Raw genomic sequence first — 24,393 nt, 5'->3', positions numbered from 1 at the left:
TACAACAATGAGGTACAGCCATGCGTGAAGTGGTGATCGTCGACAGCGTACGGACCGGCCTGGCCAAGTCCTTTCGCGGCAAGTTCAACATGACCCGTCCAGACGATATGGCGACCCATTGTGTCGATGCCTTGCTGGCGCGCAACGACATCAATCCGGCCAGTGTCGAGGACTGCATCGTCGGGGCCGGGTCCAATGAAGGCGCCCAGGGCTACAACATCGGGCGCAACGTGGCGGTGCTCTCGAGATTGGGCACCGGCACCGCCGGCATGACCCTCAATCGCTTCTGTTCCTCGGGCCTGCAAGCCATTGCCATCGCCGCCAACCAGATCGCTTCCGGTTGCAGCGACATCATCGTGGCGGGCGGCGTGGAATCCATCAGCCTGACGATGAAAAGCGTCAACACCGACAATCTGATCAACCCGCTGCTCAAGGAGCAGGTGCCAGGGATCTATTTCCCCATGGGCCAGACGGCCGAGATCGTCGCCCGCCGTTACCAGGTCAGTCGCGAGGAGCAGGACCGCTACGCCTTGCAGAGCCAGCAACGCACCGCCAAGGCTCAGGCGGCCGGGTTGTTCGATGACGAAATCATCCCGATGGCGGTCAAGTACCGGGTCGAGGACAAGAACACTGGCGCTGTGCAGATCCTCGACGGTGTGGTCGATCGCGACGATTGCAATCGCCCGGACACCACCTACGAAAGCCTGGCCGGCCTGAAACCGGTGTTCGCCGAGGACGGTTCGGTGACGGCGGGCAACTCGTCGCAGTTGTCCGACGGGGCCTCGATGACCTTGGTGATGAGCCTGGAAAAAGCCCTGGCGCTGGGGCTCAAGCCCAAGGCGTTTTTCCGCGGCTTCACCGTGGCCGGTTGCGAGCCGGACGAGATGGGCATCGGCCCGGTGTTTTCAGTGCCCAAGCTGCTCAAGGCCAAGGGCTTGCAGATCGCCGATATCGACCTGTGGGAGCTCAACGAGGCGTTTGCTTCCCAGTGCCTATACAGCCGCAACCGGCTGGAAATCGATCCCGAGAAATACAACGTCAACGGCGGCTCGATCTCCATCGGTCATCCGTTCGGCATGACCGGCTCTCGGCAAGTGGGGCACCTGGTGCGCGAGCTGCAACGACGCAACCTGCGCTATGGCATCGTGACCATGTGCGTGGGCGGCGGGATGGGGGCTACGGGGTTGTTTGAGGCGGTGAGATAACCGGGCGCTGACGAGGGGATTATTTATGGCAAGGGGATTTGTCTCTGTGGGAGCAAGGCTTGCCCGCGATGAAGTTGATGCGGTCTCTCAAACCGAGGTGTCTGCATTGCGAGCAAGCTTTGCTCCCACAGGTAAATTCCCTTGCCACAAGGAGCTGCGCCAGCCGTGAGAGTGTTTAGCTGGCAACCTGAGTCAACTGCTGCATCCGCTGGATATACGCTTTTATCTCCACTTCTGCCGCTTCGCGGGTGGCGAACGGACCCTCTTGGGTGCCCTCACGTGTATTGAAATAAAACTCGCCGTTAACCCGGCAGATCCGGTCACTGCGAAAAATAGTCGTAGGGGCGGGATCCAAGGCGCGTTTTCCAAGCATGTCGGGTCTCCAGAGTGCAGCGAAGTCTGTTTCAAATGAGCATATGTGTTGTCCCAGATTCCCGCCTGTCCAACCGATCGACGGCTACGACCCCTACAATCCCATGGGCGGCCTCTGCCCAACTGTCCCTGTGTCGTGGCGCAATAGACGCCTAGAATGGACGTCCTTTGTCTTGGGCTTCGAGGGTTGCATGCACATATCGTCCGGTCGCTGGGTCTACGGCCTGTTCCTCGCCCTGTTGACTGCCCTGCTATGGGGAATCCTGCCGATCAAGCTCAAGCAAGTGCTGCAAGTGATGGATCCGGTCACCGTGACCTGGTTTCGCTTGCTGGTGTCCGGCGGTTTGCTGTTCATCTATTTGGCCGCCACCCGGCGCCTGCCCAGTCACAAGGTCCTGGGCCCACGCGGCGGCTGGCTGGTGGCGATGGCGGTGCTCGGGCTGGTGGGCAACTACGTGTTGTACCTGATGGGGCTGAACCGCTTGAGCCCCGGCACCGCACAACTGGTGGTGCAGATGGGGCCGATCATGTTGCTGGTCGCCAGCCTGTTCGTGTTCAAGGAGCGTTTCAGCGTGGGGCAGGGCATCGGCCTGCTGGTGTTGCTGATGGGTTTTACGCTGTTTTTCAACCAGCGCCTGGGCGAGTTGCTGACGTCCCTGAGCGACTACACCGCCGGGGTCCTGATGGTGTTGCTGGCGTCGACGGTCTGGACGTTTTATGCCCTGGGCCAGAAGCAATTGTTGACGGTGTGGAATTCGTTGCAGGTGATGATGGTGATCTACCTGTTCTGCGCGTTGCTGCTCACGCCCTGGGTGCATCCGTTGGAGGCGCTGCAATTGAGCCCGTTGCAAGGCTGGCTGTTGCTCGCATGCTGCCTCAACACCCTGATTGCCTATGGCGCGTTTGCCGAAGCCTTGGCCCATTGGGAGGCGTCGCGGGTCAGCGCGACACTGGCGATCACGCCGCTGGTGACGTTCGCCGCAGTGGCGACGGCGGCTTGGTGGTGGCCTGATTATGTCCATGCCGAGCAGATCAATCTGCTGGGGTATGGCGGGGCGGTGCTGGTGGTGCTGGGGTCGGCGCTGGTTGCCTTGGGCCCGTCGCTGATCGCCGGGCTCAGGGCCCGACGCGAGCGTTTGGCTGTCGGGCGTTAGCCCGCTGTGGGAGCGAGCCTGCTCGCGATGGCGGCCTGACAGGCAATAGAAATGTCGAGCCTGCCGGCCTCATCGCGAGCAAGCTCGCTCCCACAGTGATCTTCAGTGGACGCAATATTGCGCTCCACACAGACCCCTTGTGGGAGCGAGCTTGCTCGCGATAGCGGCCTATCGATCAACGCAAAACTCAGCCCTGGCTACCGGCCTCCAGCATATTTTCCGGCCTTACCCAGGCATCGAACTCTTCATCGGTCAGGTACCCCAGTTGCAGCGCCGCCTCACGCAGGGTCAAGCCTTCGCCGTAGGCTTTCTTGGCGATTTCCGCAGACTTGTCGTAGCCGATGTGCGGGTTAAGCGCAGTCACCAGCATCAACCCACGCTCCAGGTGCGCGGCCATCTGCTCGGCATCCGGCTCGAGCCCTGCGATGCAGTGCTGCTGGAAGTTGCTGCAGCCATCGGCCAGCAGGCGAATCGATTGCAGCAGGTTGTGGATGATCACCGGTTTGAACACGTTCAACTGCAAATGCCCCTGGCTGGCGGCAAAACCGATGGTCACGTCGTTGCCCATGACCTGGCAGGCTAGCATCGACAAGGCTTCGCACTGGGTCGGGTTGACCTTGCCGGGCATGATGGAACTGCCCGGTTCGTTGGCCGGCAGTTTCACCTCGGCGAACCCGGCCCGTGGTCCGGAGCCCAGCAGGCGCAGGTCGTTGGCAATCTTCATCAAAGTCACGGCGAGGGTTTTCAGCGCGCCGGACAGGGACGTCAGGGGTTCATGGCCGGCCAGTGCGGCAAACTTGTTCGGCGCGGTGACGAACGGCAGGCCCGACAGCGCCGCCAGTTCAGCGGCAATCGCTTCGCCGAAACCATGGGGTGAATTGAGCCCGGTGCCGACCGCGGTGCCGCCCTGGGCCAGTTCGCAGACCGCCGGTAGCGTGGCGCGGATCGCCCGTTCGGCGTAATCGAGTTGAGCAATGAACGCCGACAGTTCCTGGCCAAAAGTGATTGGCGTGGCATCCATCATGTGGGTTCGGCCGGTCTTGACCAGTTTCATGTGGCGCGCCGCCAGTTCCGCCAGGCCACCGGAAAGCTCGCTGATGGCCGGAAGCAATTGCTGGTGGACGGCCTGGGCGGCGGCAATGTGCATCGCAGTGGGGAAGCAGTCGTTGGAACTCTGCGAGCGGTTGACGTGGTCGTTGGGGTGTACCGGGCTCTTGCCACCACGGGGGTTGCCGGCCAGTTCGTTGGCGCGCCCGGCGATCACCTCGTTGACGTTCATGTTGCTCTGGGTTCCGCTGCCGGTCTGCCAGACCACCAGTGGAAACTGGTCGTCATGCTGGCCGGCCAGCACTTCGTCGGCGGCCTGTTCGATCAGGCGGGCGATGTCGGCGGGGAGGTCGCCATTGCGATCATTGACCCGCGCGGCGGCTTTCTTGACCAGTGCCAATGCGTGCAACACCGACAGGGGCATGCGTTCGTTGCCAATGGCGAAGTTGATCATGGAACGCTGCGTCTGGGCGCCCCAGTAGGCGTCGTCCGGGACTTCAACCTGGCCAAGGCTGTCGGTTTCGATACGGCTCATCGGGTCAAACTCCTTAAGGGCTGAATGCGCAGTTTAGGCCCAGATGGGCGGCACCGGTTCCCTCAATCATCCCTCAATCTAGGGGCGGTGGGTTCGGCCCGTCAATCGGACCCGAAGAGCATCGGGGTTGAGGCCCAGCGTTTTTTAGGCGCAGAATGGTCGCCCTTGGGGTTTTACCTCGCCTGTAATGAAAGGAAACTCGATGACCCGTCTTCGTGCCATCTGTACCGCAGTTGCTCTGGTGTGTGCCAGCGGCCCTGTTTTCGCCGATACCGCCAGCCACAACGCCAGCGCCGAAGCGTTCCTGACCCTGGCGCACGCTGACAAACTGGGCACTCCGGTATACATGCAAGTGCAGCAGATGTTTGCCCAGCGCTTTGAACAGACCAAGGCCCCTGAGTCGAAAAAAGCCACCCTGGAAACCTACCAGGCCAAGGCCAATGCCGCGTTGGACCAAGCCATCGGCTGGAACAAGCTCAAGCCGGACATGGTCAAGCTCTACACCAGCAACTTCAGCGAATCTGAGCTCAAGGACCTGGTCGCTTTCTATCAATCGCCACTGGGCAAGAAAGTCCTGGAAAAAATGCCGCAGCTGACCCAGCAATCGGCCCAACTGACCCAGGCCAAGCTTGAAAGCGCGGTACCGGTGGTCAACAAGCTGCTGGCGGACATGACGGCCGAGCTCGAGCCAAAAGGCGCCGCCCCTGCCCCTGCCAAGAAAAAGCCGTAAGCGGAGCCTGGTATGAGCATGCAACAACGCATCGAATCGACACTCGGGCTCTTGCAGCCCGAGTATTTGCAAGTGCTGGATGAAAGCCACATGCACAGCCGTGGCCTGCAGACCCACTTCAAGGCCGTGGTGGTCAGCCAGCAGTTCGAAGGGCTCAATCGCGTCAAGCGCCACCAGAAGGTCTACGGCACGCTGGGCGAGCTGATGGGTGAGTTCCATGCGTTGGCGCTGCACACCTACACCCCCGAAGAATGGGCGCAGATCGACGCGGCCCCGGCTTCGCCGACGTGTGCCGGTGGCAGCAAGCACTGATTGGGCTGCGGTGGATGGCAAAGCCTTGAGTTTGTGGGAGCAAAGCCCTATGGGAGTGAGCACCTGTGGGAGCAAAGCTTGCTCGCGATGAAGTTGATGCGGTCTCTCAAAAACCGAGGTGTCCGCATCGCGAGCAAAGCTTTTCTCCCACAGGGCCTTGCTCCCACAGAGTGATCCTCACGGCACTGTTGCGCACAGCAATCGCTGTCTGCACCCCTCCTGTTTTTTGTTAGAATCCGCAACGCGCCGCTCACTCGGCGCGTTTTTTTTCGCATCCGGTTCACCCTTTACGAGGGTAGCCACCTGGAGAAACACCCATGGCACAACCCATTGTCGTGGCGGCACTGTATAAGTTCGTCACCCTGGAAGATTATGTCGAGCTGCGTGAGCCCTTGCTCAAGGCCATGCTCGACAACGGCATCAAAGGCACGTTGCTGATCGCCGAAGAAGGCATCAACGGCACGGTCTCCGGCACTCGCGAAGGCATCGACGGCCTGCTGGCCTGGCTCAAGAACGATCCGCGCATGATCGACATCGACCATAAAGAGTCGTACTGCGATGAGCAGCCGTTCTACCGCACCAAGGTCAAGCTCAAGAAAGAAATCGTCACCCTCGGCGTCGAAGGCGTAGACCCTAACAAGCAGGTCGGCACTTATGTCGAACCTCAGGACTGGAACGCGCTGATCAGCGATCCGGAAGTGTTGTTGATCGACACCCGTAACGATTACGAAGTGTCCATCGGCACCTTCGAGGGCGCCATCGACCCCAAGACCACCAGCTTTCGTGAATTCCCTGAGTACATCAAGGCCAACTTCGACCCGGCCAGGCACAAGAAAGTCGCGATGTTCTGCACCGGCGGCATTCGTTGTGAAAAAGCCTCCAGCTACATGCTCGGCCAGGGTTTCGACGAGGTCTATCACCTCAAGGGCGGCATCCTGAAATACCTCGAAGAGGTCCCCCAGGAAGAAACCAAGTGGCGCGGCGACTGCTTCGTGTTCGACAACCGCGTGACTGTTCGCCACGACCTCAGCGAAGGGGACTACGATCAATGTCACGCTTGTCGTACCCCGGTAAGCGTAGAAGACCGCGCCTCGGAGCACTATGTGCCTGGCATCAGTTGCCCGCATTGCTGGGATAAACTGAGCGAGAAGACCCGTCGCAGCGCCATCGACCGGCAGAAGCAGATCGAGTTGGCCAAGGCTCGCAACATGCCGCACCCGATCGGCTACAACTACAAGCAAACATCTTCCGAGGCTTGAACCATGGCGTCACGCCTGCTCTATGTGATGGACCCGATGTGCTCCTGGTGCTGGGGCTTTGCGCCGGTGGCCGAGGCGTTGGTAGAGCAGGCGCATGCCGCGGGGGTGGAGTTGCACCTGGTGGTGGGCGGTTTGCGCACCGGCAGCGGGTCGGCGCTGGAGCCGACCACCCGGCGCTACATTCTTGAACACTGGCAGGCCGTTACCCAGGCCACCGGCCAGCCCTTCAAGCTTGAAGGCGCATTGCCGGACGGTTTTGTCTACGACACCGAGCCTGCCTGCCGGGCACTGGTGACGGCCCGCAGCCTGGCCCCGGACCTGGCCTGGAAGTTGGTGAAGCTGATCCAGCAGGCTTTTTATGTGCAAGGCCGCGACGTGACCCACGCCAGCGTGCTGGTGGAGTTGGCCGAACAGGCCGGGCTGCCCCGCATCGAATTCGCCGCGGCCTTCGACCGCGCCGACCAACATGCGGCCACCGCTGCGGATTTCACCTGGGTACAGGACCTGGGCATTGCCGGATTCCCCACACTGTTGGCCGAGCGTGATGGGCAGTTGGCCTTGCTGACCAACGGTTACCAGCCCCTGAGCCAACTGTCGCCTTTGCTGGGCCGCTGGCTGGAGCGCGCGACCTGTGCCTGACCGGCCGCCAGATACATCGGCCTCGCAGCGCATCGACCGGTTGAGTTGGGCGGAAATCCGTCGCCTGGCCCTCAAGCATAAAAAAGCCCTGTGGATCGCCAACGGCGTGGCCGTGCTGGCGACGCTGTGCAGCGTGCCGATCCCGTTGCTATTGCCGTTGCTGGTGGATGAAGTCCTGCTGGGGCATGGCGATGCGGCCCTGAAAGTCATGAACCAGGCGTTGCCCATGGGCTGGCAGCGCGCGGCCGGCTACATCGGGCTGATGTTGCTGGTAACCCTGGCCCTGCGCTGTGGCGCATTGCTGTTCAACGTGGTGCAGGCGCGCTTGTTCGCCCGGTTGGCCAAGGACATCGTCTATCGCATTCGCATCCGTTTGATCGAACGTCTCAAACGAATTTCCCTGGGCGAATACGAAAGCCTGGGCAGCGGCACCGTGGCGGCCCACCTGGTCACCGACCTCGACACCCTGGACAAATTCATCGGCGAAACCCTCAGTCGTTTCCTGGTGGCGATGCTGACCCTGGTGGGCACCGCCGGGATCCTGGTGTGGATGCACTGGGAGCTGGCGCTGCTGATCCTGCTGTTCAATCCGCTGGTGATCTACGCCACGGTGCAGTTGGGCAAGCGGGTCAAGCACCTCAAGAAACTGGAGAACGACAGTACCTCGCGGTTCACCCAGGCCTTGACCGAAACCCTGGATGCCATCCAGGAAGTGCGCGCCGGTAACCGCCAGGGTTACTTCCTTGGTCGCTTGGGAGTGCGTGCCAAGGAGGTCCGTGATTACGCCGTGAGTTCGCAGTGGAAGACCGACGCCTCGAACCGCGCCAGTGGTTTGCTGTTCCAGTTCGGCATCGATATTTTTCGCGCGGCGGCCATGCTCACCGTGGTGTTTTCCGACCTGTCCATCGGCCAGATGCTGGCGGTCTTCAGCTACCTCTGGTTCATGATCGGGCCGGTCGAGCAACTGTTGAACCTGCAGTACGCCTATTACGCTGCCGGCGGTGCCTTGAGTCGAATCAATGAACTGCTGGCCCGGGCCGATGAGCCCCAGTACACGGGCGTTGTCGATCCGTTCAAGGGTCGTGACACCGTGGGCATCGAGATTCAGGGGTTGAGTTTCGGCTACGGCGAGGAGCTGGTGCTCAACCAGTTGAACCTGTCCATCTCGCCGGGCGAGAAAGTCGCTATCGTCGGGGCCAGCGGCGGCGGCAAGAGCACCCTGGTACAGCTGTTACTGGGGCTGTACACGCCACAATCGGGCAGCATTCGTTTCGGTGGCGCCACGCAACAGGAGATCGGCTTGGAGACCATCCGGGAGAATGTTGCGGTGGTGTTGCAACATCCGGCGCTGTTCAACGACACGGTGCGGGCCAACCTCGCCATGGGCCGTGAGTGCAGTGACGACGACTGCTGGCGGGCTCTGGAAATCGCCCAGCTCGATGCCACCGTACGGGCGCTGCCCCAGGGCCTGGAGAGCGTCGTTGGACGTTCCGGGGTGCGGCTTTCGGGCGGACAGCGTCAACGGCTGGCTATCGCTCGCATGGTATTGGCCGATCCGCGGGTGGTGATTCTCGACGAAGCCACCTCGGCACTGGACGCTGCCACCGAGTACAACCTTCACCAGGCATTGGCGCGTTTTTTGAGCGCACGCACCACGCTGATCATCGCCCACCGGCTCTCGGCGGTGAAGCAGGCCGATCGGGTATTGGTGTTCGACGGTGGGCAAATCGCCGAAGACGGCGACCATTTGCAGCTGATTGCCGAAGGTGGCCTGTACGCCCGACTCTATGGTCATTTGCAACAGATTCAGCAGCCTTGAGTTTCTAGCGCTTTTCTGCGCTTAGTATCGGAAAAAAAGCAGGCAAACACGCCGATTTTTCTGAATTCCACGCAAAGTCTGTCGATCTGTTCATCCATTCATTCGAAGGGTCGAAAACTAGCCTAGGCTATTGAGTCAGGAGCGGAATTCTGGCGGGTGTTCATCCGGCAATACCTGTGCAAGGGACCTCATGAAGCAAAAGCAGACTCTCGGAACACCACGGCTGCTGGGCATCGTCTGGCCCTTTATCGCCGTCGTGCTATTTCAGGCATTGCTTGGCGGCGTCAGCCTTTACGTGCTGTCCGCCGTTCGCGGCTATGTGGCGGGGGAGAGTCTCTGGTCCAAGGGCCAGAAAGACGCCATCTATTACCTCAATCTCTACGCCGACAGCCGCGACGAGGCGATTTTCCGCAAATACCAGCAAGCCATCGCCGTCCCCGAGGGCGGCCATGAGCTGCGGGTGGCGCTGGACCGCAAACCGCCGGATCTCGAAGCCGCACGGGCCGGGATTCTCCAAGGTGGCAACCATCCTGATGACGTGTCCAGCGTGATCTGGTTGTACCTCAATTTTCGCCACTTCAGTTATCTGGAAGAAGCCATCGATCTCTGGACGGTGGGCGACGGCTACCTGATCGAGCTGGATAACGTCGCCCGGCAGATGCACAGCAGCATTACCGCAGGCCAGGCGTCGGAGGTGGATATCCGCGGCTGGAAGGCCCAGATATTTGCGATCAACGATTCCGTTACCCCGGCTGCCAAGGCATTCAGCGACGCACTGGGCGAGGGCTCGCGTTTTATCCTGCGGCTCTTGCTGGTGACCAATTTCGCCACGGCCCTGGGATTGATCGTCCTGGCGTTGTTGCGCACCCATAAACTGCTCGCCCAGCGGCAGGTGTTCGCCAACGCGCTGCAGATGGAGAAAGAGCGGGCGCAGATCACCCTGCAATCCATTGGCGACGGGGTCATTACCACCGACGTCGAGGGCGCCATCGCCTACATGAACCCCGCTGCCGAAGCGATGACCCATTGGAAAGCCGAGCACGCCACGGGCTTGCCCCTGGCGGCGCTGTTCAATTTGCTCGATGACAATGCCCAGACCGAGGGGCTGACCCTGATCGAGCACATCCTCAGCGGCCGGCTCAGCGGTGCCAGCGAACATTCCAAACTGATCCAGCGCCTGGATGGCAGCACCGTGTCGGTCACCCTGGTGGGTGCGCCAATCCGTCATGCGGGCAAGGTCAGTGGCGCCGTGCTGGTGTTGCATGACATGACCCAGGAACGCCAATACATCGCCAACCTGTCGTGGCAGGCCACCCATGATGCCTTGACTGGCCTGGCCAACCGCCGGGAATTCGAATATCGCCTCGAGCAGGCCTTGCACAACCTCACTCGCCAGGTCGGGCGCCATGCCTTGATGTTTCTCGACCTGGACCAGTTCAAGCTGGTCAACGACACCTGCGGCCATGCAGCGGGTGACGAATTGTTGCGCCATATCTGCGCCTTGCTGCAATCAGGGCTGCGGGAAAACGACACCCTGGCCCGGCTGGGCGGGGATGAGTTCGGGATCTTGCTGGAGAACTGTTCGCCGGAAGCGGCGGAAAAGATCGCCGAAGGGCTGCGCCAGACCGTGCAGAACCTGCACTTTGTCTGGAAGGGCCGGCCGTTCGTGACCACCGTGAGCATCGGCCTGGTGCATATCGCCCAGACGCCGACGACCCTCGAGGCGTCCCTGCGGGCTGCCGACATGGCCTGCTACATGGCCAAGGAAAAGGGCCGCAACCGGGTCCAGGTCTATCATGCCGACGACTCGGAGCTGTCCCTGCGTTTTGGCGAAATGGCCTGGGTCCAGCGCTTGCACATGGCCCTGGAGGAAAATCGCTTCTGCCTCTACGCCCAGGAAATCGCCGCGTTGGGCCCGGGCGAGCATGGTGGCGGGCACATTGAGATCCTGCTACGCCTGCATGACGAAGCCGGGCGGATGATCCTGCCGGACAGCTTCATTCCCGCGGCGGAACGCTACGGCCTGATGACCTCCCTGGACCGTTGGGTGGTGGAGAATGTCTTCAAGATCATCCGCCAGTGCCTGAATGATTCGCGACAGGGGCCCATGGCGATGTGTGCGATCAATCTGTCAGGCACAACGATCGGAGATCAGGCGTTCCTCGATTTCCTGCGTAAACAGTTCGCGGCCTACTCGATTCCGCCGGAAATGATTTGTTTTGAAATTACAGAAACCAGCGCTATTTCGAATTTGGGCAGTGCGATCCGCTTTATCAATGAACTCAAGAGCTTGGGATGTTACTTCTCGCTGGATGACTTTTGCGCCGGAATGTCTTCATTCGCTTACCTGAAACATTTACCTGTAGACTTCCTGAAGATCGACGGGAGTTTCGTAAAGGATATGCTGGACGACCCGATTAACCGTGCAATGGTCGAAGTGATCAATCACATCGGCCACGTCATGGGTAAGCGCACGATTGCCGAGTTTGTTGAAACCGCCCAGATCGAGCAGGCATTGCTGGAAATAGGGGTGGATTACGCTCAGGGGTATGTGATCGAACGCCCGCAATTGTTTACCTGCGACACGTTGCAATGTCGGCCGGCCCGGTCCCAGCCGTTGTTATTCAAGGCCCCCGGCACGTTCCGCTGAACCTCTTGTTGATCCGGAAAATCACAATCAAAAGGAGCCCGACAGTGATCGACATATTCAACCGAACAGGCCCGCTCATGGACGCCACGAGCTATCCGAAATGGGCACAGCAGCTCATTACCGATTGCAGCGAGAGCAAGCGCCGGGTTGTCGAACACGAACTGTATCAGCGCATGCGCGACAACAAGCTCAGCGCCAGGACCATGCGCCACTACCTCATTGGTGGTTGGCCGGTCGTCGAACAGTTCGCTTTATACATGGCACAGAACCTCACCAAGACCCGCTTTGCCCGCCACCCCGGCGAGGACATGGCGCGTCGCTGGCTGATGCGCAACATTCGTGTCGAACTCAACCATGCCGACTACTGGGTCAACTGGAGCGCCGCCCATGGCGTGACCCTGGAAGACCTGCAAGCCCAGCATGTGCCGCCTGAGCTGCATGCCTTGAGCCACTGGTGCTGGCACACCAGTTCCTCGGATTCGTTGATCGTGGCCATCGCCGCGACCAACTATGCGATTGAGGGGGCCACGGGAGAGTGGTCGGCGCTGGTGTGTTCCAGCGGTGTCTACGCGGCCGCTTTCGCCGAGGAAGACCGCAAGCGGGCCATGAAGTGGCTGAAGATGCATGCCCAGTACGACGATGCCCATCCTTGGGAAGCCCTGGAAATCATCTGTACGCTGGCGGGGATGAACCCAAGCAAAGCCCTGCAAACGGAGCTGCGCCAGGCTGTGTGCAAGAGCTATGACTACATGTACCTGTTCCTGGAGCGTTGCATGCAACTGGAGCAGTCGGAGACGGTGAGCAAGTCTTCATCCACCCGCGAGCGCCTGGCACTGGCGGAAAGCTGATTTCTACCGCTACAGGTAGCCACAACCCATGTGGGAGCGAGCCTGCTCGCGAAGGGGGCTGACAGTCGACGGGGAGGTTGACTGCCAGGCCGCTATCGCGAGCAAGCTCGCTCCCACCTTTGTTTTCAGCCTGCCATTGCCAGTCGATTACGTCCTTCGCGCTTGGCCACGTACAGTGCGCTGTCAGCCCTGCGCAGCAGGCTTTCCGATGATTCCCCTGGTAGCAGGGTGGCGCAACCCAGGCTGACCGTCAGCTCGATCCTTGTGCTCGTGGCGAAATAATCCTGGGCCTGGGCGGCGTAACGCAGCCGTTCACCGACCATGGCCGCAGCATCCCGGCTGGTATTGGCCAGCAGGATCAGAAATTCTTCACCGCCGAACCTGAACACCATGTCCACGTTGCGCAGCTGGCTCTTGATCGACTCGGCCACGGCCTTGAGCACTTCGTCGCCAACGCCGTGACCATGGCTATCGTTGATGCGCTTGAAATGGTCGATGTCGAGCATCAGCACCGACAAGGGCTGCGAATGACGCTTGGCCATGTCGATCTCACGCATCAGCGTCTGGTCCATGGCAATGCGGTTGCCGGTACCGGTCAGCGGATCGCGCAGGGCGCTCTGGGTGGCGGCGCGATAGAGCAGTGCGTTGCGCAGTGGATACAGCAGCGTCGACATGATGGATTCAAGGTCGCTCTGTTCCGCTTCAGTGAAGCGCTGGTTGCGACGGAATACCAGTTCACCCAGGTGTTCGCCTTCATGGCTGAGGTTATAGCTGAGGGTGTGATGCCCGCGTTGCCCGAACTCCAGGCGCAGATCACTGGCTTTGTGCTGGTAGGCCAACGCATCCAGGGGCACCAGCCGCTGGATTTCCCGGAAAAACAAACCGAGGATTCGCTGTGGCTCCAGGCTGGTCTGCAGCTGCTGGCTCAGTTGCTGGCGCAATTGCGAAAGACTGACGGAGCGTGCCGCGAGCGGCGATGGCTGGCCAAGACCCAGACGCTGCAATTTGGCGCTGTCGAAGTCAATCGCGTTGATCTGGGTGGGCGTTTTCATATTGGCGTTAGCCCCTAAGCTAAATCTGTCCTGGCAGGTTGGGTGTGGCGGCTTTGGGCTGCGCGTCGTACTGGTCCTTCAGTCCCGTAGGACAATTGATCTAAGTTTAGTCCGCTTTCCCTTTCAGGCATCAATCTCGTCTCAACGTCCGTTCCCCGCCGAACATGGCGTGTTTGAGGATATTTAGAGCGAAAGTCGTGCCATTCGGTTCACTTCAATAAAAACCGTTTAGGAATCAATGCATTGTTGGCAAGTCGCGGATATTTCCAGCGACGTGGGTTTGGCGGTTCGCCTGGTTGCGCATCGAATAGGGCCTGCGTCGCGACGGTAAGTCGCCGCGACGCTGGTCCAGGTCATTATTGCGCGTTGAACGCCTGGCCGTTGACGCCGGAGCTGTCCGGGCCCATGAGATACAGGTAGACCGGCATGATCTCCTCGGGCGTCGGATTGTTGAGCGGGTTTTCCCCCGGGTAGGCCTGGGCGCGCATGCTGGTGCGGGTGGCGCCGGGGTTGATGCTGTTGGCGCGCACGGCGGCGACGGTGTCGACTTCGTCGGCCAGGGTCTGCATCAGCCCCTCGGTGGCGAACTTGGACACGCCATAGGCGCCCCAATACGCTCGGCCCTTGCGCCCGACGCTGCTGGAGGTGAATACCACGGACGCATCCTTGGACAGCTTGAGCAGGGGCAGCAAGGTGCTGGTGAGCATGAACATCGCGTTGACGTTGACGTGCATCACCCGCATGAAATTCTCACCGGACAACTGTTCCAGGGGGGTACGCGGGCCGATGATCGAGGCGTTGTGCAGCAGACCGTCCAGATGACCGAACTCGGTTTCGATCATGGCCGCCAGTTCATCGTACTGATGAGGCAGCGCGGTTTCGAGGTTGAACGGGATCACCGCTGGCTGCGGATGACCGGCCGCTTCGATTTCATCGTAGACCTGGGTCAGGTTAGCTTCGGTCTTGCCCAGCAGCAGCACGGTGGCGCCATGGGCGGCGTAGGCTTTCGCGGCTGCGGCACCGATTCCGCGGCCGGCGCCGGTGACCAGAATCACCCGGCCATTGAGCAGATCGGGGCGGGCGGAATAATCAAACATAAAAAAACCTCAACAAATCAATCTGTTGGCAGAAGCTGTAGTGTCAGGGGATTGAGCCCCGCCATTGGAAGCAGGCTGTGGGAGCAAAGCTTGCTCGCGAAACAGGCGCCTCGATTTCTGGACGACCGCATCGCCGTCATCGCAGGCAAGCCTTGCTCCCACATAAATTCCTTCATCACAAGACAGTCACATCAGCAACCGCACAGGGCGTTATCCAGCACCTCGCGCAGTGCCGATGGGTGATCGATCACCACATCCGCGCCCCAGTGCCTGGGGTTGTCGTCCGGGTGGATGTAGCCATAGGTCACCGCACACGTCTTGGTGCCGGCGCTGCGACCGGACTCGATGTCCCGCAGGTCATCACCCACGAACAGCACGCTGGCCGGGTCCAGGTCGAGCAGCTTGCACGCCAGGGTCAGTGGTTCCGGGTCCGGCTTGCTGTTTTTCACATGGTCAGGGCAGATCAGCACTTTCGAGCGTTCGGCCAGGCCCAGTTGCTGCATGATCGGTTCGGCGAAGCGCACCGGCTTGTTGGTGACCACGCCCCAGATCAGGTTGGCCGCTTCGATATCGGCCAGCACCTCGGCCATGCCGTCGAACAAATGGCTGTGGACCGCGCAACCCTTGAGGTAGCGGTCGAGGAACTCCTGGCGCAGTTCCTCGAACCCCGGTGATTCCGGGTCCATGGAAAAGGTCACAGCGACCATCGCCCGGGCACCGCCGGAAATCTCGTCACGAATGTGCTGCGTGTTCATCGGTGGCAAGCCACGGTCGGCGCGCATGGCCTGGCAGATGGCGATGAAATCCGGCGCGGTGTCGAGCAGCGTGCCGTCCATGTCGAAGAGAACCGCTTTGAGACGCATCGACTTACTCCTCGCGCAGGGTCTGGATCATGTAGTTGACGTCAACGTCGGCGGCCAGCTTGTAGTGCTTGGTCAGCGGATTGTAGGTCAGGCCAATGATGTCCTTGACGGTCAGCCCGGCCGCACGGCTCCAGGCGCCCAGTTCGGAAGGGCGGATGAATTTCTTGAAGTCGTGAGTGCCGCGAGGCAGCAGTTTCATGATGTATTCGGCGCCGACGATGGCGAACAGGTAGGCCTTCGGGTTGCGGTTGATGGTGGAGAAAAACACCTGGCCGCCCGGCTTGACCATGCGGAAGCAGGCGCGGATGACCGACGACGGATCCGGCACGTGCTCGAGCATTTCCAGGCAGGTGACCACGTCGAATTGGCCGGGCATTTCTTCGGCCAGGGCTTCGGCGGTGATCTGCCGGTATTCCACGCTGACGCCCGACTCCAACTGATGCAGTTGTGCAACCGCCAGTGGCGCTTCGCCCATGTCGATGCCCATCACCGTCGCCCCGCGCTGGGCCATGGCTTCGCTGAGGATGCCGCCGCCACAACCGACGTCGAGCACCTTCTTGCCAGCCAGGTTGACCCGTTCGTCAATCCAGTTGACCCGCAGCGGGTTGATGTCGTGCAGTGGCTTGAATTCACTTTCACGGTCCCACCAGCGATGGGCCAGGGCTTCGAACTTGGCGATTTCGGCGTGGTCGACGTTGCTCATGTGCAGATCCTCGAAAAGCTTGAAAAATCAGGTGCCCCGAGCCGCGGCTCAAGGGGCGTGGTTATTCGTTGTGGCCGCTGATGCGGCGACCCCAGGCCTGGGCCGTGGCGATCAGTCTTGATTCGTCCATGCGGGTCAGTCGGCCATCCTCCAATAGCGGCTTGCCGCCCACCCACAGGTGTTTTACGCAATCGCGCCCGGTGGCATAAATCAGTTGCGACACCGGGTCGTAGATCGGTTGCTGGGCCAGGCCCGACAGATCGAAGGCCACCAGGTCGGCGGCCTTGCCCACTTCCAGCGAGCCGACTGTCGCTTCGATGCCCAGCGCCCGGGCACCATTGAGCGTAGCCATGCGCAGTGCCCGATGAGCATCCAGGGCCGTGGCGGAACCGGCGACGGCCTTGGCCAGCAGGGCGGCGGTGCGGGTTTCGCCGAGCAGATCCAGGTCGTTGTTGCTCGCCGCGCCGTCGGTGCCGAGGGCGACATTGACGCCGGCCTGCCACAGGCGCTCCACCGGGCAGAAACCGCTGGCCAGCTTCAGGTTCGATTCCGGGCAGTGGATCACGCTGCAATTGCTTTCTACCAGCAAGGCCTGGTCTTCGTCGCTGATTTGAGTCATGTGCACGGCCTGAAAGCGTGGCCCCAGCAGGCCAAGTCGTCCCAGGCGCGCCAGCGGTCGCTCCGCAGTGTTATCCACAGCCTGCTGCACTTCGAAGGCGGTTTCGTGAACGTGCATATGAATGGCCGCGTCCAGCTCCTCGGCGATCACGCGGATTTTCTCCAGGTTCTCGTCGCCTACGGTGTAGGGCGCGTGCGGACCGAATGCGACTTTGATTCGTGGGTGGTGCTTGAGGTCGCCAAACAATTCGATGCCCTGACGAATGGCTTCGTCGGCGCTGGCGGCGCCGGGGATCGGGAAATCGAGGATTGGAATCGCGATTTGCGCACGAATACCGCTGTCGTGGACACACTCGCTGGCGATCTTGGGGTAGAAATACATGTCGGAGAAGCAGGTGATGCCGCCCTTGATCTGCTCGGCGATTGCCAGGTCGGTGCCATCGCGCACGAAATCTTCATCGACCCATTTGGCTTCCGCCGGCCAGATATGCTGTTCGAGCCAGGTCATCAAGGACAGGTCGTCGGCCAGGCCGCGGAACAGCGTCATGGCTGCGTGGCCATGGGCATTGATCAGGCCGGGGCTGAGCAGCATGCCGGGCAGCTCACGGACCTGGGCGGCGTCACACTTGAGGGCTTCTGCCCGTGGACCGATGAACACGATGCAGCCGTCGCGAATGCCCAGGCCATGGTCCTTGAGCACTACACCGGCGGGTTCGACAGGCACCAACCAGGTCGGCAGCAATAATAAGTCGAGCGCAACGGCAGGCTTGGGCATCGTGGAACGGTTCCATGGGGTATAAAGGATGGCGAAGTATACCCGAGCGTCTTCGCGGAGGGATCGCTATAATCGGCGGCTTTTGTTCATGAGTACGGGGTGAAGGATGCGCGATCGACTATTGGCTGCGGAGAAGGTGAAGGCCATCGATTGGCGTGATGGCGTCCTGTACCTGTTGGACCTGCGTGTCTTGCCGTTCGAGGAAAACTGGATCGCCTGCACCCGTGCCGCCGATGTGGCCGAGGCCATTGGCTCGTTGGTGGTGCGCGGCGCGCCGGCCATCGGCATCAGCGCGGCTTATGGTGTGGTGCTGGCGGCGCGGGCCAGGATGGCCGAGGGCGGTGACTGGCAAGCGGCGCTGGAGGCTGATTTTGCCTTGCTGGCCCAGGCACGGCCGACAGCGGCGAACCTCTTCTGGGCGCTGGATCGGATGCGCGACCGGTTGGGACGCTTGAAAGAGCACGCCGAGCCGCTGGCGGTGCTTGAGGCCGAAGCCATCGCGATCCACGAAAGTGACCGCGAAGCCAACCTGACCATGGCCCAGCTCGGTGTCGACCTGATCCGCAAGCACCAGGGCAACGCCCAGGCCATCCTCACCCACGGCAACACCGGCACCTTGTCGACCGGCGGCTTCGGCACGGCCTTGGGGGTCATCCGTGGCGCCTACATCGAAGGCATGGTGGAGCGCGTCTATGCCGACGAAACCCGTCCATCGCTGCAAGGCTCGCGCCTGACGGCGTGGGAGCTGGCCCGTGAGGGCATCCCGGTGACCCTCAACGCCGATTCCGCCGCTGCCCACATCATGAAGACGAAAGGTGTGACCTGGGTAATCGTCGGTGCTGACTGCATCACCGCCAATGGCGACGTGGCGAACAAGATCGGCACCTATCAACTGGCGGTCTGTGCCATGCACCATGGCGTGCGTTTCATGGTCGTGGCACCGAGTTCGACCATCGACATGAGCCTGGCCAGCGGTGATGACATTCCGGTCGAGGAGCGCGATGGGCGTGAACTGCTGGAAGTCGGCGGCAAGAGGCTTGGCGCGGAGGTGGACGCCTTCAACCCGGCGTTCGATGTCACCCCGGCGGATTTGATCGACGTCATCGTCACGGAGAAGGGCATCATCGAGCGCCCGGACACCGCCAAGCTGGCGCAGTTGATGTGTCGCAAGCGGTTGCATTGAAGGCCTTTTGGTGTCTGAACCACCGCCATCGCGAGCAGGCTCGCTCCCACAGTGGATAGGAGGTGTGTCTGAAATTTCAGACACAAAAGATCCTTGTGGGGGCGAGCCTGCTCGCGATGAGGTCGTCAAAGGCAACAAATGCCTTGCATTTTCGCCCTGATTCTCCATTCGTAGCGCTTCTAAGCCCCTCTGGTCCCATATCAGCCTGTCATCGGTCAACTAACTACGCACCATGCGCATCTGGGGGATAGGTGCGTGGCGGCTCTTGTGATAACATCCGGCGGTTTCCAAGGCTGCCTCGCGAGGTGGCCTTTACTGCGCAGATCCATGGCATAACTCGTTGATTTGTCGTAAGTCGCTGCACGGCATTTGTTCTGCAGCGGCGAGCTTCGTTCGTCCCATCTGGATGTAACGAGGTTTCACCAGAAAAAGGAATCAGGCTTCTCATGGGCGAACTGGCCAAAGAAATCCTCCCGGTCAATATCGAAGACGAGCTGAAACAGTCCTACCTCGACTACGCAATGAGCGTAATCGTCGGGCGGGCATTGCCGGATGCGCGCGATGGCTTGAAGCCCGTGCACCGGCGCGTGCTGTTCGCGATGAGCGAGCTGGGCAACGACTTCAACAAGCCGTACAAGAAATCTGCCCGTGTCGTCGGTGACGTGATCGGTAAGTATCACCCCCACGGCGACACAGCCGTGTACGACACCATCGTTCGTATGGCGCAGCCATTCTCCTTGCGCTACCTGCTGGTAGACGGTCAGGGCAACTTCGGTTCCGTGGACGGCGACAACGCCGCGGCCATGCGATACACCGAAGTGCGCATGACCAAGCTGGCCCACGAACTGCTGGCCGACCTGCACAAGGAAACCGTGGACTGGGTGCCGAACTACGACGGCACCGAAATGATCCCGGCGGTCATGCCGACCCGTATCCCGAACCTGCTCGTCAACGGCTCCAGCGGTATTGCCGTGGGCATGGCGACCAACATCCCGCCGCACAACCTTGGTGAAGTCATCGACGGTTGCCTGGCCCTCATCGACAATCCCGAGCTGACCGTCGATGAGCTGATGCAATACATCCCGGGTCCGGACTTCCCGACCGCCGCGATCATCAACGGTCGTGCCGGCATCATCGAAGCCTACCGCACCGGCCGTGGCCGCATTTACATGCGCGCCCGCTCCACCGTCGAAGACATCGACAAGGTTGGCGGCCGCCAGCAGATCGTCATCACCGAGCTGCCGTACCAGCTGAACAAGGCTCGCTTGATCGAGAAGATCGCCGAGCTGGTGAAAGAGAAGAAGCTCGAAGGCATCACCGAGCTGCGTGACGAGTCCGACAAGGACGGCATGCGCGTCGTGATCGAGTTGCGTCGTGGCGAAGTGCCTGAGGTGATCCTCAACAACCTCTACGCCCAGACCCAACTGCAAAGCGTGTTCGGCATCAACATCGTTGCGCTGATCGACGGCCGTCCGCGGATCCTGAACCTCAAGGACCTGCTGGAAGCCTTCGTGCGTCACCGTCGCGAAGTGGTCACCCGTCGTACCGTATTCGAGCTGCGCAAGGCTCGCGAGCGTGGTCACATTCTCGAAGGCCAGGCCGTTGCCCTGTCGAACATCGACCCGGTGATCGCCTTGATCAAGGCCTCGCCAACGCCGTCGGAAGCCAAGGAAGCGCTGATCAGCACCCCTTGGGAGTCCTCCGCGGTGGTGGCAATGGTCGAGCGCGCTGGCGCCGACTCGTGCCGCCCGGAGAACCTCGACCCGCAGTACGGCCTGCGCGAAGGCAAGTACTTCCTGTCCCCGGAACAGGCGCAAGCCATCCTGGAACTGCGCCTGCACCGCCTGACCGGCCTGGAGCACGAGAAGCTGCTGGCCGAGTACCAGGAAATCCTCAACCAGATCGGCGAGCTGATCCGCATCCTCAACAGCTCCACGCGCCTGATGGAAGTGATCCGCGAAGAGCTGGAAGTGATTCGCGCCGAGTACGGCGACGTGCGCCGCACCGAGATTCTCGATGCGCGCCTGGACCTGACCCTGGGTGACATGATCCCGGAAGAAGAGCGCGTGGTGACCATTTCCCACGGTGGCTACGCCAAGACCCAGCCGCTGGCTGCCTACCAGGCCCAGCGTCGCGGCGGCAAAGGCAAGTCGGCGACCGGCGTCAAGGACGAGGACTACATCGCCCACCTGCTGGTCGCCAACAGCCACACCACGTTGCTGCTGTTCTCCAGCAAAGGCAAGGTGTACTGGCTCAAGACCTACGAGATCCCGGAAGCGTCCCGTGCCGCGCGTGGCCGTCCGCTGGTCAACCTGTTGCCGCTGGACGATGGTGAATACATCACCACCATGCTGCCGGTGGAGGAGTACACCGAAGGTCACTACATCTTCATGGCTACCGCCAATGGCACCGTGAAGAAGACCCCGCTGGAATCCTTCAGCCGCCAGCGCAGCGTCGGCCTGATTGCCCTGGAACTGGACGAAGGCGACGTACTGATTTCCGCCGCTATCACCGACGGCGAGCGTGAGGTCATGCTGTTCTCCGACGGTGGCAAGGTCACTCGCTTCAAGGAATCCGACGTGCGTGCCATGGGCCGTACCGCCCGCGGTGTGCGCGGCATGCGCCTGCCGGAAGGCCAGAAGCTGATTTCCATGCTGATTCCTGAAGAAGGCAGCCAGATCCTCACCGCTTCGGCGCGTGGTTATGGCAAACGCACGGCCATCAGCGAGTTTCCTGAGTACAAGCGTGGCGGCCAGGGCGTGATCGCCATGGTCAGCAACGATCGTAACGGTCGTCTGGTTGGCGCTGTCCAGGTGCTCGATGGCGAGGAGATCATGCTGATCTCCGACCAGGGTACCCTGGTGCGTACACGAGTTGCCGAAGTCTCGAGCCTGGGTCGTAACACCCAGGGCGTGACGCTGATCAAGCTGGCCAGCGACGAAACGCTGGTAGGGCTTGAGCGGGTGCAGGAGCCATCGGAAGTCGAAGGCGAGGAGCTGGAGGGCGAGGAGGGCGTGGCGTTCGAGGGCACCCTGGGTGCCGATGTCGACGACGTGACCGGCGACCAACCGCTCGACGCTGCCGCAGACGAAGAAGAACCGCAGGACTAAGCGGACACGTGGGGGGCGGATGAAGATTCGCCCCCTTGTTGTTTGTCTCGTTTGAAAATTTGCGACACTGCACATAATGCGCAACTGTGGGAGCGAGCTTGCTCGCGATTTCGGTGGGTCAGCGGCGTTGATATTGACTGGCACACCGTAATCGCGAGCAAGCTCGCTCCCACATTGGGTAATGTGTTGAACAAGATTTATGTGACCACCAGATCAGAGCGAGATTGGATGTGAGCAAGAGAGCCTATAACTTCTGTGCCGGCCCGGCGGCGCTTCCTGAGGCGGTCCTGAAGCGTGCCCAGGGTGAACTTCTCGACTGGCACGGCAAGGGCCTGTCGGTCATGGAAATGAGTCATCGCAGCGATGAGTTCGTATCCATTGCCACCAAGGCCGAGCAGGACCTGCGTGATCTGCTGAACATCCCGTCCAATTACAAGGTGCTGTTCCTGCAGGGCGGCGCGAGCCAGCAGTTCGCCCAGATCCCGTTGAACCTGCTGCCGGAAAGTGGCAAGGCCGACTACATCGATACCGGTATCTGGTCGCAGAAAGCCATCGAAGAAGCTTCGCGCTACGGTCACGTCAACGTGGCTGCCACCGCCAAGCCCTACGATTATTTCGCGATTCCCGGCCAGAACGAATGGAACCTGTCCAAGGACGCGGCCTACGTTCACTACGCGCCGAACGAAACCATCGGTGGCCTGGAGTTCAACTGGATCCCGGAAACCGGCGACGTGCCATTGGTGGCCGACATGTCCTCGGACATTCTCTCGCGCCCTGTGGATATCTCCCGTTTCGGCATGATCTACGCCGGCGCCCAGAAAAACATCGGCCCTAGCGGCATCCTGGTCAGCATCATTCGTGAAGACCTGCTGGGGCGTGCCCGTTCCCTGTGCCCGACCATGCTCAACTACAAGGTCGCGGCCGACAACGGCTCGATGTATAACACTCCGCCGACCCTGGCCTGGTACCTCTCCGGCCTGGTGTTCGAATGGCTGAAGGAGCAGGGCGGTGTCGAAGCCATCGGCAAGCTCAACGAAGTCAAGCAGCGCACGCTGTATGACTTCATCGACGCCAGCGGTCTCTACAGCAACCCGATCAACAAGACCGATCGTTCGTGGATGAACGTGCCGTTCCGCCTGGCCGACGACCGTCTGGACAAGCCGTTCCTGGCCGGCGCCGACGAGCGTGGCCTGCTGAACCTCAAGGGCCACCGTTCGGTCGGTGGCATGCGTGCCTCCATCTACAACGCCGTCGACATCAACGCCGTCAATGCGTTGATCGCCTACATGGCAGAGTTCGAGAAGGAACATGGCTGATGTCTGAGCAAGAACTCAAGGCGCTGCGCCTGCGCATCGATGCCCTGGACGAAAAGGTCCTGGAGCTGATCAGCGAGCGTGCGCGCTGTGCCCAGGAAGTCGCCAGGGTGAAGATGGCCTCCCTGGCCGAAGGCGAAGTGCCGGTGTTCTATCGTCCTGAGCGTGAAGCTCAGGTGCTCAAGCGTGTCATGGAGCGCAACAAGGGGCCGCTGGGCAACGAAGAGATGGCGCGGTTGTTCCGCGAAATCATGTCGTCGTGCCTGGCGCTCGAACAGCCGCTGAAAGTTGCCTACCTGGGCCCGGAGGGGACCTTTACCCAGGCCGCCGCCATGAAGCACTTTGGTCACGCCGTGATCAGCAAGCCAATGGCGGCCATCGACGAAGTCTTCCGTGAAGTGGCGGCCGGCGCGGTGAATTTCGGCGTGGTGCCGGTGGAAAACTCCACTGAAGGCGCGGTCAACCACACGCTGGACAGCTTCCTCGAACATGACATGGTGATCTGCGGCGAAGTCGAGCTGCGTATCCACCATCACCTGCTGGTCGGCGAGAACACCAAGACCGACAGCATCAGCCGGATCTATTCCCATGCCCAGTCGTTGGCCCAGTGCCGCAAGTGGCTGGACGCCCATTACCCGAATGTCGAGCGCGTGGCGGTATCGAGCAACGCCGAAGCGGCCAAGCGGGTCAAGGGTGAGTGGAACTCGGCGGCGATTGCTGGCGATATGGCGGCCGGCCTCTACGGGCTGACTCGCCTGGCCGAGAAAATCGAGGATCGCCCGGACAACTCCACGCGGTTCCTGATGATCGGTAGCCAGGAAGTACCACCGACCGGCGACGACAAGACTTCGATCATCGTCTCCATGAGCAACAAGCCCGGTGCGCTCCATGAACTGCTGGTGCCGTTCCACGACAACGGTATCGATCTGACGCGGATCGAGACCCGTCCGTCGCGCAGCGGTAAATGGACCTACGTGTTCTTCATCGATTTTGTCGGCCACCACCGCGATCCGCTGGTAAAAGGTGTGCTGGAAAAAATCAGTCAGGAAGCAGTGGCACTCAAGGTGCTGGGTTCCTACCCCAAGGCAGTTCTTTAAGGGCGGATAGCA

At 61.0% G+C, this 24,393-nt stretch carries 20 protein-coding genes; 13 read left to right on the top strand and 7 right to left on the bottom strand.

From position 1 onward, the window contains the following. Positions 1-20: 20 nt before the first annotated feature. A complete protein-coding gene (locus AB4O22_RS18415) occupies positions 21-1,205 on the top strand; it encodes a thiolase family protein (RefSeq protein ID WP_460096913.1) in 1,185 nt (394 codons plus the stop codon). A 175-nt stretch (positions 1,206-1,380) separates the two neighbouring features. Here the strand turns inward: AB4O22_RS18415 and AB4O22_RS18410 are convergent, their stop codons facing one another. Beyond that, positions 1,381-1,578, bottom strand: a complete 198-nt coding sequence (locus tag AB4O22_RS18410) for a DUF6316 family protein (RefSeq protein ID WP_460096911.1) — start codon at positions 1,576-1,578, stop codon at positions 1,381-1,383. A gap of 190 nt (positions 1,579-1,768) precedes the next feature. Between AB4O22_RS18410 and AB4O22_RS18405 the strand changes: the two genes are divergently transcribed. Beyond that, positions 1,769-2,731, top strand: coding sequence for a DMT family transporter (locus AB4O22_RS18405; protein WP_223472913.1), 963 nt, complete (start codon positions 1,769-1,771; stop codon positions 2,729-2,731). Between the two features lie 187 nt (positions 2,732-2,918). Here the strand turns inward: AB4O22_RS18405 and AB4O22_RS18400 are convergent, their stop codons facing one another. Next, the gene (locus AB4O22_RS18400; RefSeq protein WP_223472914.1) at positions 2,919-4,313 is read right to left on the bottom strand and encodes a class II fumarate hydratase; all 1,395 of its coding nucleotides are present in this window, start codon (positions 4,311-4,313) and stop codon (positions 2,919-2,921) included. A 202-nt stretch (positions 4,314-4,515) separates the two neighbouring features. Between AB4O22_RS18400 and AB4O22_RS18395 the strand changes: the two genes are divergently transcribed. From AB4O22_RS18395 to AB4O22_RS18365, 7 genes are all read left to right on the top strand, one after another. Then, positions 4,516-5,043: a DUF2059 domain-containing protein gene (locus AB4O22_RS18395; protein ID WP_003199204.1), complete on the top strand. Its 528-nt coding sequence runs from the start codon at positions 4,516-4,518 to the stop codon at positions 5,041-5,043. A 12-nt stretch (positions 5,044-5,055) separates the two neighbouring features. Next, positions 5,056-5,355, top strand: coding sequence for a BolA family protein (locus tag AB4O22_RS18390; RefSeq protein ID WP_003199206.1), 300 nt, complete (start codon positions 5,056-5,058; stop codon positions 5,353-5,355). A 317-nt stretch (positions 5,356-5,672) separates the two neighbouring features. Continuing rightward, entirely contained in the window at positions 5,673-6,614 is a 942-nt protein-coding gene (gene trhO / locus AB4O22_RS18385; protein WP_003199207.1) for an oxygen-dependent tRNA uridine(34) hydroxylase TrhO, read from the top strand. Positions 6,615-6,650: 36 nt separating this feature from the next. Beyond that, positions 6,651-7,253: a DsbA family protein gene (locus tag AB4O22_RS18380; protein ID WP_172436066.1), complete on the top strand. Its 603-nt coding sequence runs from the start codon at positions 6,651-6,653 to the stop codon at positions 7,251-7,253. Continuing rightward, positions 7,246-9,072, top strand: coding sequence for an ABC transporter ATP-binding protein (locus AB4O22_RS18375; RefSeq protein WP_223472915.1), 1,827 nt, complete (start codon positions 7,246-7,248; stop codon positions 9,070-9,072). The genes AB4O22_RS18380 and AB4O22_RS18375 overlap by 8 nt, the downstream gene beginning before the upstream one ends. Before the next feature lie 190 nt (positions 9,073-9,262). Then, positions 9,263-11,722, top strand: a complete 2,460-nt coding sequence (locus AB4O22_RS18370; protein ID WP_460096910.1) for an EAL domain-containing protein — start codon at positions 9,263-9,265, stop codon at positions 11,720-11,722. A gap of 77 nt (positions 11,723-11,799) precedes the next feature. Then, positions 11,800-12,570 (top strand): TenA family transcriptional regulator, encoded by a 771-nt coding sequence (locus tag AB4O22_RS18365; RefSeq protein WP_250886181.1) that lies wholly within the window; start codon positions 11,800-11,802, stop codon positions 12,568-12,570. Positions 12,571-12,695: 125 nt separating this feature from the next. Here AB4O22_RS18365 and AB4O22_RS18360 read toward each other — a convergent pair whose 3' ends face one another. The 5 genes from AB4O22_RS18360 to AB4O22_RS18340 all read right to left on the bottom strand — a co-directional run bounded on the left by AB4O22_RS18360 (position 12,696) and on the right by AB4O22_RS18340 (position 17,678). Next, entirely contained in the window at positions 12,696-13,622 is a 927-nt protein-coding gene (locus AB4O22_RS18360; RefSeq protein ID WP_223472918.1) for a GGDEF domain-containing protein, read from the bottom strand. Between the two features lie 356 nt (positions 13,623-13,978). After that, positions 13,979-14,719, bottom strand: coding sequence for a YciK family oxidoreductase (locus tag AB4O22_RS18355; protein ID WP_003199218.1), 741 nt, complete (start codon positions 14,717-14,719; stop codon positions 13,979-13,981). A gap of 191 nt (positions 14,720-14,910) precedes the next feature. Then, entirely contained in the window at positions 14,911-15,582 is a 672-nt protein-coding gene (gene mupP / locus AB4O22_RS18350; protein ID WP_003199221.1) for an N-acetylmuramic acid 6-phosphate phosphatase MupP, read from the bottom strand. A gap of 4 nt (positions 15,583-15,586) precedes the next feature. After that, the gene (gene ubiG, locus AB4O22_RS18345; RefSeq protein WP_003199224.1) at positions 15,587-16,285 is read right to left on the bottom strand and encodes a bifunctional 2-polyprenyl-6-hydroxyphenol methylase/3-demethylubiquinol 3-O-methyltransferase UbiG; all 699 of its coding nucleotides are present in this window, start codon (positions 16,283-16,285) and stop codon (positions 15,587-15,589) included. Positions 16,286-16,346: 61 nt separating this feature from the next. Continuing rightward, positions 16,347-17,678, bottom strand: a complete 1,332-nt coding sequence (locus AB4O22_RS18340) for a TRZ/ATZ family hydrolase (RefSeq protein ID WP_223472919.1) — start codon at positions 17,676-17,678, stop codon at positions 16,347-16,349. 106 nt (positions 17,679-17,784) lie between these two features. Here AB4O22_RS18340 and mtnA point away from each other — a divergent pair, with 106 nt between their 5' ends. From mtnA to pheA, 4 genes are all read left to right on the top strand, one after another. Continuing rightward, complete coding sequence (gene mtnA / locus AB4O22_RS18335; RefSeq protein ID WP_460096908.1) at positions 17,785-18,861, top strand: S-methyl-5-thioribose-1-phosphate isomerase; 1,077 nt, start codon at positions 17,785-17,787, stop codon at positions 18,859-18,861. A gap of 446 nt (positions 18,862-19,307) precedes the next feature. After that, entirely contained in the window at positions 19,308-21,971 is a 2,664-nt protein-coding gene (gene gyrA, locus AB4O22_RS18330) for a DNA gyrase subunit A (RefSeq protein WP_223472921.1), read from the top strand. A gap of 230 nt (positions 21,972-22,201) precedes the next feature. Then, on the top strand, positions 22,202-23,287 hold the full coding sequence (gene serC, locus AB4O22_RS18325; protein ID WP_003199231.1) for a 3-phosphoserine/phosphohydroxythreonine transaminase: 1,086 nt from the start codon (positions 22,202-22,204) through the stop codon (positions 23,285-23,287). Beyond that, positions 23,287-24,381 (top strand): prephenate dehydratase, encoded by a 1,095-nt coding sequence (gene pheA / locus AB4O22_RS18320; protein ID WP_003199233.1) that lies wholly within the window; start codon positions 23,287-23,289, stop codon positions 24,379-24,381. The genes serC and pheA overlap by 1 nt, the downstream gene beginning before the upstream one ends. Positions 24,382-24,393 lie beyond the last annotated feature (12 nt).

The organism is Pseudomonas sp. S3_B11, from assembly GCF_054667715.1.
The sequence above is the reverse complement of the archived record's forward strand: the minus strand, read 5'-3'. Positions and strand labels throughout refer to the sequence as shown.